Genomic DNA, 13,768 nt, shown 5'->3' on the forward strand with positions numbered 1-13,768 from the left:
CCCTTACCATTCTATTTTCCACAAAATATTTTGATGCCTTGCTTTAATCACCTTAATTTGCGGGTATGCTTAAATACTTTTCTGCCGATTGGATTTTTCCCGTAAGTAGTTCGCCGGTTAAAAATGGCGTGGTTGCAGTAAATGACTCTGGTGAAATACAACAGATATTAACTGCCGGTGAAGCCAAAAACTTTGATGTTACGCATTATAAAGGTGCAATTGTTCCCGGTTTTATTAATACGCATTGTCATTTGGAGCTTTCGCACATGTTGGGGCAAATTCCCGAAAAGACTGGCCTGGTAGAATTTGTTCAGCATATTATTAAAAATAGGCATAGCGAAGCCAGCCAGATTGATTTAGCCATGCAAAAAGCCGATCAGCAAATGTTCGATAACGGGATTGTGGCTGTTGGTGATATTGCTAACCAGATTGCTTCTAAAAAAATAAAAGAAAAAAGTAAGATCCATTATCACACCTTTATAGAGGCATTGGGATTTAACCCTGAACGTGCAGCTGCCATAATGGATTATCTGAAGGAGATTAAACAGGATTTTCAACCCCTTCCTGCATCTATTGTTCCGCACGCGCCTTACACAGTTTCGCCTCAACTATTTGAATTAATTAGGCAGGAAGCCGAAAAAGCAAATATTTTTATTAGTGTACACAACCAGGAAACTGTCGACGAAAATGCTTTTTTCGAAAGCAAAACTGGTGGATTTCTAAAGCTTTATGAGTTTTTAGGGATGGATATCTCTTTTTTTGAGCCTACACACAAAACTTCGTTAAAAACCTGGCTACCTTATGTTAAGGAACAAAAAACGCTATTGGTACACAATACGGTTTCGAGCCGGGCAGATATTGAATTTGCTAAACAAAGCAATCCAAATTTATATTGGTGCCTATGTCCACAGGCCAATTTATATATAGAGAATACATTGCCCGATGTTGATCTGCTTATGGAAGAGGGTGTAAAAATTACTTTGGGAACCGATAGTTTGGCCAGTAATCATCAGTTAAGTATTTTGGCTGAAATGATTACCCTTCAGCAGCAAAAAAAGGTAAGCTTTGAGCAACTTTTACAATGGGGCACCATTAATGGGGCCGAGTTTCTCGGATTGGATAAACAGTTGGGTTCAATAGCAATTGGTAAAACACCGGGCTTAAATCTTATTCAGTTGGGAGAAGATTTTACAATTGAAAGTGACCAAGTAGGACGATTGATATAAATCCTGCGGTTATAGGCAAATTTTGATAGAATTCGGGAGTGTTTTTTTGTATTTTTAGCGATAGCGGCATATAATTCAAACCGTATTGAACGAAGCAAGATTACTCATGACCATACCAAATACATTTTCGAAACCAATACTATAGGAGTATCCAACGAAATTGTAAATGTTGATGATATTATCGAAACCGCTAATCACTTTTGTCGTAAAAGAGTATTTGTTTGATACTTGCCTTACCGCTCAGGATAATTATAAAACAGTGCTTGGTTATTTTGAAATAGATTTAGAATGATGCTACATTTACTAGTTGAATTTAAGATTTTTTTAAATATAGTTGAATAATATGCTGGTAAACCAATCTGTTGTAGCTGATATAAAAGCCATTATAGACCAATCAAAAGATAATGCTATAAGGGTTGTTGATCATCAACGAACTTTAATGTACTGGCATATTGGTAAGCGTATTTTTGAAGAAGAACAAGAGGGGAAAAATCGTGCAGATTATGGTACTTTCCTGATTAAATACCTGTCAGAACAACTGCAGCCTCTATTTGGAAGTGGGTTTTCTATTAGGCAGATTAATCTTTATCGTCAGTTTTATCGCATATTTGAAAATGTGCACACACTGTATGCACAATTAAGTTGGAGTCAATACAAGCTATTGTTAACCATTGATAATCAAAACAAAAGAGAGTTTTATATTGCTGAAACTATAAAAAATAATTGGACGGTGCGCCAATTAGAAAGACAAATTTACAGCAGTTTATACGAACGCCTGCTTTTGAGTAATGATAAAGAAAGCGTGTTGGCTATTGCTAAAAATGAAAAGCAGCCTTCTGATGCCAAAGAAATAATTAAAGATCCAATGTTTTTGGAATTTTTAGGATTAAAACGTGAGGCATCGTATTACGAGAGAGATTTGGAGAATGCCATTATTACACATTTACAGGAATTCTTATTAGAATTAGGCAATGGATTTTCCTTCATCGCCAGGCAAAAACGAATACATATTGAAGGTGATGAATTTTTTTGTAGATCTGGTGTTTTATAATCGCTTACTACAATCTTTTGTAATTATTGAAATCAAAACAACCAAATTAACACACCAGGATATTGGTCAATTACAAATGTACGTGAATTATTATGATCGTATGGAGAAGCTTCCGCATGAAAATCCAACTATAGGCATTTTGCTTTGTGCCAATAAGAACGATGCAGTAGTGAAGTTTACACTTCCTGAAAATCAGAAACAGATTATTGCCAGCCAATATGAGCTTTATTTGCCAACGGAAGAACAACTGTTAGAAGAAGTAAGTAAAGAGTTGGAAAGTTTTGAAGAGAAGGATAAAAATTAGCGCGATTAAATATGATTACTCACGACCAATAAAAAATCTCAGAACTTCTATATGAATCCAATCTGTAAACTTTTTAACATTAAATACCCCATTATTCAGGCGGGCATGATTTGGTGTAGCGGCTGGAAATTAGCTTCGGCGGTATCAAATGCAGGTGGTTTAGGCATTATTGGTTCAGGGTCCATGTATCCGGAAGTGTTGAGGACGCATATTCAAAAATGCAAAAATGCTACCGATAAACCTTTTGGGGTTAACATTCCGCTGCTTTATCCCAATATTCAGGAAATTATTGATATCGTAATTGAAGAAGAAGTAAAAATTGTTTTTTCTTCAGCTGGTAATCCGGCTACCTGGACTAAGACTTTAAAGGAAAGGGGCATTATTGTAGTGCATGTTATTGCCAATACCAAATTCGCTTTAAAGGCAGAAGAAGCCGGGGTAGATGCGATTGTGGCTGAAGGCTTTGAAGCTGGTGGGCATAATGGCCGCGAAGAGACTACTACTTTGTGTCTAATTCCAATGATTAAAGCAGCGGTTAATATTCCGGTAATTGCCGCAGGCGGCATTGGTAGTGGAAAAGCCATGCTGGCTACTTTTGCTTTAGGTGCCGATGCCGTTCAGGTAGGCTCAGCCTTTGCTGTGGCCGAAGAATCGTCGGCGCACCCGGCATTTAAACACAAAATTATAGCAGCAGCTGAAGGCGATACCAAGCTAACAATGAAAAAACTGGTTCCGGTAAGGTTATTGAAAAATGAATTTGCCGATGCCATATCGATAGCAGAAGCCGAAGGGGCAGATAGGGGGCGTTTAATGGAACTTTTGGGCAGGGCAAGGGCAAGGCTGGGCATGTTTGAAGGAGATCTGGAAAATGGCGAATTGGAAATAGGCCAGGTTTCTGCAATGCTCAAAGAAATTAGACCAGCTAAAGTCATTTTAGAAGAAATCTGGTCGGATTTTAAGTCAGCAGTACAAAAAATTGACCGTTTACAAGGTGAATTAGATTTATAAACTTAATGGCACACGACGGTTTCAACCTTACAACATTTCAACTTTAGAACGCCTGAACCTAAATTGGTTTACTAACTTTGCAGCTTTAAAACATTTCAACTTTACAACAATAAATGAAACACCTCAATATAATAGTAACAGGTAAAGTGCAGGGCGTTGGTTTTAGGGAAACCACCAAAATTATCGCCAACCAGATGATGGTAAATGGCTTTGTGCGCAATGAAAAAGATGGCTCAGTATATATCGAGGCAGAAGGAGAAGCCATTTTTCTCGAAGAATTTGTAAACTGGTGCCACGAAGGGCCTGATCGTTCACGCGTAGAAAATGTTGCGGTAAGCGAAGCCGAAGTGAAAAACTATCGTAATTTTGAAGTTTTAAGGAAGTAAATTGCCGAATTGTTATATTGTTCCGGTAAGGAACTTGTCTCAATACGCAATGCTCAAATCCCGATATTAATGTCTGTATATAAAAAGTTCGCCGGACAAACGCTGATTTACGGTTTAAGTACCATCTTTTCGCGTTTATTCAATTTTATTCTGACTCCCATTTACACCAGGGTTTACCCAACAAGTGTGTACGGAATATTTACCAAAATGTTCAGTTACGTTTCCATTATCAATCCAATTTTGGCATTTGGGATGGAAACTACCTACTTCCGGTATCTGAATAAACATGAGGATAAAAAACAGGAAGTATATAACAATAGCTTTCTGGTTATTGCCTTTATTTCTACCCTTTTCTTAATAACCGGATTAGTTTTTTCTGATTATCTGGCGCGATACACCATAAATGGAGGTTTAACAGAGCTTGCGAATCAAAAATTGTATGTTAAATATTTTGTTTGGATATTATTTGTGGATGCCATCAGCGTAATTCCATTTGCCAAACTCAGGGCTGATGGAAAACCGTTTCGATATAGCCTGATTAAATTCTTAAATATTGGCGTATTTGTAGGCTTCAACCTGTTATTCATCTTTGTTATTCCCTGGTTAATTAAAAACGATGTGGGAAGTGACTGGTTGGCCTCATGGTACAAAGGACGTTGGGTTGGCTACGTATTTATTTCCAATTTAATTGCGAGCATTGTTACTTTCGTGATGCTTTTGCCCCAGTTTTTGGAAATCGAATTTAAATTTAACAAAGCCTTATTTGGTAATATGTTTGGTTACAGCTGGCCAGTGCTGGTTGCCAACCTGTCATTTATCATTAACGAAAACCTGGATAAAATTTTATTGAGTAAATACCTGCCAACCAATATAGCCGATCATGACATTGGTATTTATGGGGCAGTCTGTAAACTGGCTATTTTCATCAGTATTTTCAATACCGCATTCAGACTTGGGGCTGAACCTTTCTTTTTTAGTCATGCTAAAAATGCCAATGCAAAACAAACTTATGCAACCATCCTGTACTATTTTGTGCTGGCCTTGTCTATCCTGTTTGTTGGCTTAACCGCAAACATCGAAATTATTAAACATTTTATTTCAGATAAATATTGGGTCGGTCTTACCGCTGTTCCGTACCTGTTATTTGGATACGTTTGCCTGGGGATTTATATGAATTTATCTGTTTGGTACCGTTTGTCGGATCAGACACGTTTCGGTTTATATATTTCGCTGGTAGGTGCGGTATTTACCATTATAATGAATATCATTTTGATTCCGAAGTACAGTTACATGGGCTCGGCCTGGGTATCGATGTTTGCTTACCTCATTATTATGGTTATTTCTTATGTATTGGGACAAAAGCACTATCCTATTCCTTATAATTTAAAGCGAATGGTTGCCTATCTTGTGGTTTCTATTTTTTTAGTTTACCTTTCTTTTTGGGTATTTAAACAAAATAATTACTTCGGTAACGGATTGTTGATTATCTTTTTACTGGGCATGTTTTATTTCGAAAAAAATAATTTGTTAAAACTCTTAAAGAAGTAATCAGGTTTCATCCGTCATTGTCTAAAATCCCATATCTAACAAAATGGAAATCAAAATCATCAATAAATCAGGGCATCCGCTGCCGCAATACGAAACTGTACATGCAGCAGGTATGGATTTGCGGGCTGCAATCACCGAAGAAATTACCCTTAAACCTTTGCAGCGCTTATTGGTGCCAACAGGTTTGTTTATTGAATTGCCAGTTGGTTACGAGGCACAGATCAGACCAAGGAGCGGACTGGCTTATAAACATGGCATTAGTATTGTGAATGCTCCCGGTACAATTGATGCCGATTACCGTGGCGAGATCAAAGTTTTATTGGTAAATTTATCCGATACAGATTTTAAAATTGTTAATGGCGACAGAATAGCGCAGATGGTAATTGCAAAACACGAAACAGTGAGCTGGCAGGCGGTTGATGCCCTTGGCGAAACCGACCGTGGCGAGGGAGGTTACGGGCATACCGGAAAGTAAGTTTGGAGTTCGCAGTTTTCAGTTTGGTGTTAATTTTTGGATGATATGAAGTACAACATGCATTTTCTTCTCGGGCTTGCTTTTACTGGTTTCCAGGCTTTTGGTCAGGGAACGGTTACACCAGCTACCAACCGCGATAGCAATATGGTAAAACAATTGTTTTTTGCGGGGCTGCGCGAAAAAATGTCTGAAAATTATACCGTTGCCACAACCAATTTTAACAAGATTGTAAGTTTAGATCCCAACAACCATGCGGCCTATTTCGAACTGGCCAATGCAAATTTACGTTTAGATAAACTTACTGAAGCAGAACAAAATATTAAGCAGGCGTTAAAAATAAATCAGGATAACCTCTGGTACTGGCGTTTATTAGGCGAGGTGTACAAACGTAACAATAAAATGCCCGAGCTGGTTGAGGTGTTTAATCAACTTATCCGCCTGGATCCGCAAAACGATGCTTATTATTTTGATAAGGCTAATGCCCAGTTTTTAGCCAATCAGCTCGATGCAGCTAAGAAAACTTATAGCGAAATCGAAGCCAAATTTGGCGAGTCGAAAGAGCTACAGGTAGCCAAAAGGAGGATGGACCAGAACAGTAGTGCCAAAGAAAGCGATATTATTAAATTGCTTGAAGGCAACCAGGCCGATGTAAAAAACTATTTATATGCTGCGGGTTTGCTCTTGCAAAAAGGCAATGATCCTGAAGCATTAAAGGTTCTGGTAAAAGCGCAGCAGCTGGAACCTCAAAATTTTGAAGTGAATTTAGGGCTGGCCGATATTTACCGCAAACAGAAAAATGACGAAGCAGCCTTTGCGTCTTTAAAAATGGCTTTCGAGAGTGCCGAAATGCCAATAAATGAGAAAATAAAAATCATTGCAGCCCTTTTCCCAAAACTCAGCCAGCCTGTTGTGGCTAAACATGTAACCGAACTCAGTAAGCTGATTGCCGAGAAAAATCCTTCGGATGCTAAAGCTTTGGCGCTTTATGGCGATGTGCTTTATCAGCAAAACAATTTAAAAGAAGCCTTAACACAATATCAGGCAGCCTTAAAACTTAACGAGCAGGTTTATGTAGTTTGGGAGCAGATCATTAATATCCACACTTTACTGGGGCATTACGATGAAGCTGTAAAAGTGGGAGATGAGGCTTTAAGCATTTATCCTAACCAGGCTAGTTTATACTACTATGTGGCATATGCCCTGTTTAAAACCGGTAAATTCGATACGGCGCTAAGCAACCTCAAAACTGCGCTTCAATTAGATGTGGAGAATAAAAGTTTGCAGGCACAGGTTTATGCCCTGCAAGGCGATATCTATATCAATCAGAATAATTTTGCATTGGCCAAAACGGCTTTTGAAAAAGCTATTGCAGTTGAGCCTGACAATTACCTCATCATGAATAATTATGCCTATTATCTGGCTTTAAGAAATGATGATTTAAATAAAGCGGCTAAATATGCCGAAACTGCCGCCAATGCCATGCCTGGTAATTCGTCGATTACGGATACTTATGCCTTCATCCTGTTTAAACAACAAAAGTACGATCTGGCCAAAAGCTGGATTGAAAAGGCATTACAAAACAATAGCAGCAAGAACGGTGTTTATCTGGAGCGTTATGGCGATATCCTGTATATGAAGGGTGAGAAAGATGCTGCATTAATTCAATGGCAAAAAGCAAAAGAAGCTGGAAACAGCTCGGAAGTATTAAATAAAAAAATAAATGAGAAGAAATATTTTAAATAGCCTGTTCGTATTAGGCACTCTGGTTTTTGTTTCGGCATGTAAGCCTAAAAAGGAAATTGTAGTGGCTCCGCCAACCAAAACAGAAACCAAAACCGATAATTCTAAAGCCGAGGCCTTAACTTTATTAAACAGCAAACAACTTAAATTTAATACCCTTTCGCTTAAAGCCAAAGCTACGCTCGATATTGCAGGCGATGCCAATGATGTTACTATGAATTTCAAAATGAAAGACAAGGAGACCATTTGGGTAAGCATTACGGCACTAGGCGGAATGGCCGAAGTAGCCAGGGCTTTAATTACGCCAGATAGTATTAAAATCATGAACCGCATGAAAAGCGAATACCTGAAAAAGCCTTTCAGCTACATTTATAATTTTACCAATAAACAGGTTAATTTTAACACTTTACAATCTATTTTAACCGGCAATGCCATGGGCGAATTTTTAACAGATCAATCAGATGTTAAAAATGAAAATGGCGCCTGGGTAGTTTCTGGCAGCAAACAATCGCTCGATTATAAATTGTTTTTCAATACTCTTTTTAAAGTATCAGAAACCAATTTAAATGATTCGCAAAATGGGCAGGCCTTAAAAGTAACCTATACCGATTATCAGAAATTAAACGAATATTTATTTCCAAGTGCTTTGCAAATCAAAACCTTATCAAAAGCAAAGCGAATCAATATCGACATGCAGTTTGTGAAAATTGATGGCAATGTTCCGGTCGATTTTCCGTTTAGTGTACCAAAGAGATTTACTGTAGTAAAGTAATTACCAAACAAATTAATCCATTTTGGCTTCAGGCCCGCCTGGAGCATGAAGATTAAGTGAAGACAGTTCTGTTATAAGTAATTATGAGCTGAGTATCTCAATTTTAATATTTTTTACTCCAAAATTTTTATACTTTTGGCTTAATGAAGCTACACAAATATCTATTTATCCTTTTTTTAAGCGTGCTTACCCTTTCGGCGGTAGCACAAACTGAAAGCCAACTTAGAAGGAAAAAAGAAGCCATACAGCGCGAAATTGAACAACTTCAGAAAAATTTAAACAAAGCTGCCAGTGGTAAAAAACTTACCATACAGCAGATTAACACTATCAATGCCCAGATTCGGTTACGCCAGGATAAAATCGGTACAATCAATTCTGAAATAAAAAATCTTGATAACCAAATCTCACAGAACACCAATACCGTACATACTCTACAAGGTCAGTTAGGCGATCTTAAAAAAGAGTATGCCGGCATGATCCGTTTTGCACAGCGTAACAGAAATGCTTACGATAAGATGATGTTTATTTTTGCAGCTAAAGATTTTAACCAAGCCTATAAGCGGATAAAATATTTACAACAATTTAGTCAGTACCGTAAAAAACAGGCCGGCTATATTGAAAATACGCAGCAAGACCTGAACGGTAAAATTAAAGTGCTGGATAAAACTTTAAGGGAAAAAAGTGAGCTGTTAAAAGAACAGGAAAAAGAGCGTGAGCGTTTAGGGAAAGATAAAAGTGAGCAATCTGTGGTGCTTAATAAACTAAGCAAGCAGGAAAAGCAGTTTAAACAAGATATTAGCACCCGTGTAAAACAACAGGCGCAGATTGATAAAGCCATTCGTTTGGCTATTCAACGCGCAATTGAGGAAGCTAGAAGAAAAGCAGCTGAAGAGGCGCGTATAGCAGCAGCAAAAGCAGCGGCTGAGGCTAAGGCAGCAGCGGCAAGGGCAAAGGCCGAAAACAAACCTGTTCCGGTGGCACCACCAGCAGCCAAAGAAAAGAATACCAACGAACTGCTTACCAGCGATGCCGGATCGGCAAAACTGGCTGCAGGATTTGAAAATAACAGAGGGCGTTTACCTTACCCCGTTTCGGGCACCATTACCGAACATTTTGGTGTACACAAGGTAGATCAGGCCACAATGAATAATGAAGGGGTAAATATAACCGCTTCAGAAGGTGCTGCTGTAAGAGCTGTATTTGATGGCGAAGTTTTAGGTGTAAGCCTTATTTATGGTAAATATGTGGTGATATTAATGCATGGTAATTATTTTACCATTTACCAGAACCTGAGGTCGGCGAGCGTAAGCAAAGGCGATAAAGTAAGTACCCGCCAAACCATTGGGGTTTTGGCCAATACAGGAGATATTGCAGAACTGCATTTTGAAATTATGAGAGGCCAGACAAAACTAAACCCCGAGGCCTGGATTAGTAAATAAACTGAAGACAAGTTAAAATGTCTATATTTGTATAAATTATATTAGTGATGTATCAAGGCACGTTATTAGAGTTTTTAAACATGGGTGGATCGGAGATCGTACTCATTTTAGTGGTAGTTCTTTTGTTATTTGGAGGTAAAAAATTACCTGAGCTGGCAAGAGGATTAGGGAAAGGGATCAGAGAGTTCAAAGATGCCTCGGATGGTGTGAAGCGCGAAATCCACAGAAATATTAACGCCATGGATCTGGATAAAGAAGAAGCGGAAGAAACAGCAGTAAACCACAGTCAACGTCATCACCCAACAGAAGAAGCACCGGTAGATGAAAAGGTAGAAGCACAAACAGCGCACACACCTGAAAGTACTCCTGTTGACGAAAAAAATGTTAGCGACAATCAAAAAGTTTAATCAAAAAATATTATGTTAAATACAACAATAGCAGCAATGCTTGGAACACCAGAAATTATCATTATTGCGGTAGTGGTATTGTTATTATTTGGTGGTAAAAAAATTCCTGAACTAATGAGAGGTTTAGGTAAAGGTGTTAAGGAATTTAAAGATGGTAAAGATGGCGTTGATGGCGATCAGGTAGATCCATCTAACCGCGATAAGACTGTTTAATTGCAATAATTTTTTGTTTTGAAGAAATACAGTTCTCTTAAAGAGATTCAATCGCTCATTTCGCAAAAGCAGTTAACTTTACCCGATTTATTAGCTTATTATTTTAAGCAGATTAAAGATAATGAACACCTCAATGCATTTAATGAGGTGTTTTTTTATACGGCCGAAGTTCAAGCCAAAGCGGTACAACAGAAAATAGAAGCTGGTACTGCCGGCAAGCTTGCGGGAATGGTCATCGGTATTAAAGATAATATCTGCTATAAAGACCATGAGGTAACGGCATCGTCAAAAATGCTCGAAGGTTTTATCTCTCCCTATTCGGCTACCGTTGTTGAGCGTTTATTGCAGGAAGATGCCGTTATTATTGGCCGCTTAAACTGCGATGAGTTTGCCATGGGCGGTTCAAACGAAACTTCTTTTTATGGTGCAGTAAGAAATGCAGCCAATCATGAGCTTGTTCCGGGAGGTTCTTCTGGTGGTTCGGCGGTTGCAGTTCAGGCCGATATGTGTTTATCTGCTTTAGGTACCGATACAGGTGGTTCGGTAAGGCAACCGGCTGCTTTTTGTGGTCAGATAGGCCTTAAACCCACATATGGACGTATTTCCCGTTATGGGGTAATTGCCTATGCCTCTTCTTTTGATCAGGTAGGCCCCATTACTTCATCGGTAGAAGATGCTGCTATCTTGCTTCAGGTATTGGCTGGTAGCGATGATCATGATTCTACTGCTTCGGCTTTAGCTGTTCCGGATTATCCGGCACATTTAAACCAGGCTAAAAAACAGAAAATAGCTGTATTAAGAGAAACGATTGAAAGCGAGGCGCTTGATCCTGAAATCAAATCGGCCATTTTAGCGTCGATTGCCGATTTAGAAACACAAGGCCATACAATTGAGTATGTTTCTTTTGATTTGCTGGACTACCTTGTTCCGGCTTACTATATTTTAACTACGGCTGAGGCTTCGTCCAATCTTTCGCGTTATGATGGTGTGCATTACGGACACCGTAATACGGAAGCAAAATCGTTAAACGAACTCTACAAATTATCGCGTGCAGAAGGTTTTGGCGAAGAGGTAAAACGCCGTATCCTTTTAGGAACTTTTGTTTTAAGTGCCGGGTATTACGATGCTTATTACCAGAAAGCACAGCAGGTTCGCCGCTTAATCCGCGAAAAAATGGATCAGCTTTTCGAAGAATATGATTTTGTTTTATCGCCAGTAGCACCTACAGCAGCCTTTAAAATCGGCGATAACGTTCAGGATGCGCTGGTAATGTATATGGCTGATATTTTTACTGTGTTGCCATCTTTAAGTGGTAATCCGGCTATTGCACTGCCTTTGGGCAATAACGAAGCAGATTTACCGTTAAGTATACAATTTACAGCCAAACATTTTGAGGAAGATAAGCTTCTGGCTTTTTCTCAGGCATTTTTATCATAGTATTATCGTCATTGCGAGGTACGAAGCAATCTTAATGCAAAAGCATTATCGTTAAGTATGGCAATGGCATTTCATGAGTTGTTTTCTAAACATCGTTTAGAAATTATCAAATTGCTGTTCTGGGTTCGTTTAGCGGAAAAAGAGAAGGGATTTGTATAAGGTTTGTGACGACACAAACCACGGCCAATGGAAGTTAAAACCAATAGCCCATGATTAAAAAATTACTTCTTGCTTCAGTTTGTGTTTGCTTCGGATTGATTTCTTCCGTTTCGGCACAGCAAAACCTCCAGTTAGATAGCCTTCGTAAAGCTCAAAACAACATTTTCATTAATACCGATACCGTAGCCGTTCCTTTGGTTACTGAGAATCCGTTAATGATGAGCCAGAACTTTATCTATAAACTCCGGCTCGATTCCATTACCAAAACCGTTCCGCTTCCTTACAACGAGTACGTACAGCAATACATCGATATTTATGCCAAGCGTAAAGACATGTTCGGTAAAATGATCGGCTTATCAAGCTATTATTTCCCGATTTTTGATAAAGCACTGAAAGACTACAACATCCCGCAAGAGATAAAATACCTTACTATTGTAGAATCGCAGATGAATCCGCATGCTATTTCTCGAGTAGGCGCAACTGGTATCTGGCAATTCATGTTTGGTACCGGAAAAGCTTATGGCTTAAAGATGGATAACTTTGTTGATGAACGCAAAGATCCGATTCAGGCCAGTTATGCAGCTGCTGCTTATTTTAGAGATGCTTTTGAAGAACTGGGCGACTGGCTTTTGGCCATTGCAGCCTATAATTGCGGCAAAGGAAATGTAACCCGTGCTATTGATAAAGCCGGATCGCGTGATTTTTGGGAAATCAGACAATTTTTACCTAAAGAAACCCGGAACTACGTGCCTGCATTTATTGCGGCGGTGTACGTAATGAATTATTCGAACAAGCACCAGATTACCAGTCAGGCCTGTAACCTGTTTTTAAAAACCGATACCGTTCAAACCACCAGGTTTGTATCGCTCGCTACGCTGGCCAAAGCACTGAATGTAGAAGAATCGGCCATGTTTGCCCTAAACCCCTCGTATAAGAAGAAGATTGTTAACGGTACCGACGATGAGCCCAAGCGCATTGTAATGCCGAAGTTAAAGGATATCGATTTTGCCGGTGTTTATGAGGTGCTGAATAATTTAGATGTTGATGTAAACATGCGCGTAATTGAAGCCAGTACCGACGACGTTCGCGACTTAAGAAAGAAAAAAGCGAAAAGTGCGGCATCGGCAGTGGTTTACCATAATGTTACCAGCGGACAGAATTTAACCACCCTTGCCAATAAATATGGGGTTGAAGTGCAGGATTTACGGGTTTGGAACGGTTTAAAAAGTAAGAATATAGTACCTGGACAAAAGCTTAAAATTTACGCCAAAAACCGCGTAGCATTAAAAGCTCCGGCATCGTTTTTAAGCTATAAAGTAAAAACAGGCGATACCCTATCAGAAATTGCCGAGAAATTTGATGGCGCCACCGTACAGAGTATCAGAAGGGATAATAAACTCAGCAAAGCTGGTTTACAGGCCGGCATGATTTTAAAAATTAGTAAGGGCTAGGTTAATTTAAAATATTGCTGTCACTCTAAGCCTGTCGAAGATCATTGTGTACACTGGCAATGGCTGAGCTAATAATTTGATCCTCATTTCGACTGGGACCAGCCAATTTACACGGTGGCGAAACGTCCGCCTGCATTGGGCAGGGAGAAACC

General features: G+C 39.0%; 14 protein-coding genes. All 14 read left to right on the forward strand.

Annotated features, from left to right (window positions below; translation table 11 throughout):
* Positions 1-65 precede the first annotated feature (65 nt).
* The 14 genes from BLR37_RS03975 (at position 66) to BLR37_RS04040 (ending at position 13,616) form a co-directional block, all read left to right on the forward strand.
* Complete coding sequence (locus tag BLR37_RS03975) at positions 66-1,226, forward strand: amidohydrolase family protein (RefSeq protein WP_090764935.1); 1,161 nt, start codon at positions 66-68, stop codon at positions 1,224-1,226.
* Between the two features lie 343 nt (positions 1,227-1,569).
* Positions 1,570-2,277 (forward strand): PDDEXK nuclease domain-containing protein, encoded by a 708-nt coding sequence (locus BLR37_RS03985; RefSeq protein ID WP_279615714.1) that lies wholly within the window; start codon positions 1,570-1,572, stop codon positions 2,275-2,277.
* Positions 2,246-2,581: a PDDEXK nuclease domain-containing protein gene (locus tag BLR37_RS25635; protein ID WP_279615715.1), complete on the forward strand. Its 336-nt coding sequence runs from the start codon at positions 2,246-2,248 to the stop codon at positions 2,579-2,581. The genes BLR37_RS03985 and BLR37_RS25635 overlap by 32 nt, the downstream gene beginning before the upstream one ends.
* Before the next feature lie 51 nt (positions 2,582-2,632).
* A complete protein-coding gene (locus BLR37_RS03990; RefSeq protein ID WP_090764938.1) occupies positions 2,633-3,589 on the forward strand; it encodes an NAD(P)H-dependent flavin oxidoreductase in 957 nt (318 codons plus the stop codon).
* A 113-nt stretch (positions 3,590-3,702) separates the two neighbouring features.
* Positions 3,703-3,975 carry an acylphosphatase gene (locus BLR37_RS03995; RefSeq protein ID WP_090764941.1) on the forward strand — a complete coding sequence of 91 codons (273 nt, stop codon included), beginning with the start codon at positions 3,703-3,705 and terminating at the stop codon, positions 3,973-3,975.
* Between the two features lie 69 nt (positions 3,976-4,044).
* Positions 4,045-5,523 carry a lipopolysaccharide biosynthesis protein gene (locus BLR37_RS04000; protein WP_090764944.1) on the forward strand — a complete coding sequence of 493 codons (1,479 nt, stop codon included), beginning with the start codon at positions 4,045-4,047 and terminating at the stop codon, positions 5,521-5,523.
* A gap of 43 nt (positions 5,524-5,566) precedes the next feature.
* Positions 5,567-5,998 (forward strand): dUTP diphosphatase, encoded by a 432-nt coding sequence (dut, locus tag BLR37_RS04005; protein ID WP_090764948.1) that lies wholly within the window; start codon positions 5,567-5,569, stop codon positions 5,996-5,998.
* A gap of 45 nt (positions 5,999-6,043) precedes the next feature.
* Positions 6,044-7,741, forward strand: coding sequence for a tetratricopeptide repeat protein (locus BLR37_RS04010; RefSeq protein ID WP_090764951.1), 1,698 nt, complete (start codon positions 6,044-6,046; stop codon positions 7,739-7,741).
* Entirely contained in the window at positions 7,719-8,510 is a 792-nt protein-coding gene (gene lolB1, locus BLR37_RS04015; RefSeq protein ID WP_090764954.1) for a lipoprotein insertase outer membrane protein LolB1, read from the forward strand. Before BLR37_RS04010 ends, lolB1 begins: the two co-directional genes overlap by 23 nt.
* Positions 8,511-8,653: 143 nt before the next feature.
* Positions 8,654-9,949, forward strand: a complete 1,296-nt coding sequence (locus tag BLR37_RS04020) for a murein hydrolase activator EnvC family protein (protein ID WP_090764956.1) — start codon at positions 8,654-8,656, stop codon at positions 9,947-9,949.
* Positions 9,950-9,996: 47 nt separating this feature from the next.
* A complete protein-coding gene (locus tag BLR37_RS04025; RefSeq protein ID WP_090764959.1) occupies positions 9,997-10,356 on the forward strand; it encodes a Sec-independent protein translocase subunit TatA/TatB in 360 nt (119 codons plus the stop codon).
* Positions 10,357-10,368: 12 nt separating this feature from the next.
* Positions 10,369-10,569 carry a Sec-independent protein translocase subunit TatA/TatB gene (locus tag BLR37_RS04030; protein ID WP_029986031.1) on the forward strand — a complete coding sequence of 67 codons (201 nt, stop codon included), beginning with the start codon at positions 10,369-10,371 and terminating at the stop codon, positions 10,567-10,569.
* Positions 10,570-10,587: 18 nt separating this feature from the next.
* The gene (gene gatA / locus BLR37_RS04035) at positions 10,588-12,006 is read left to right on the forward strand and encodes an Asp-tRNA(Asn)/Glu-tRNA(Gln) amidotransferase subunit GatA (RefSeq protein WP_090764962.1); all 1,419 of its coding nucleotides are present in this window, start codon (positions 10,588-10,590) and stop codon (positions 12,004-12,006) included.
* Positions 12,007-12,215: 209 nt separating this feature from the next.
* Positions 12,216-13,616: a lytic transglycosylase domain-containing protein gene (locus BLR37_RS04040; RefSeq protein ID WP_090764965.1), complete on the forward strand. Its 1,401-nt coding sequence runs from the start codon at positions 12,216-12,218 to the stop codon at positions 13,614-13,616.
* Positions 13,617-13,768 lie beyond the last annotated feature (152 nt).

It is taken from the genome of Pedobacter soli, from assembly GCF_900101435.1.
Taxonomy (GTDB): domain Bacteria; phylum Bacteroidota; class Bacteroidia; order Sphingobacteriales; family Sphingobacteriaceae; genus Pedobacter; species Pedobacter soli.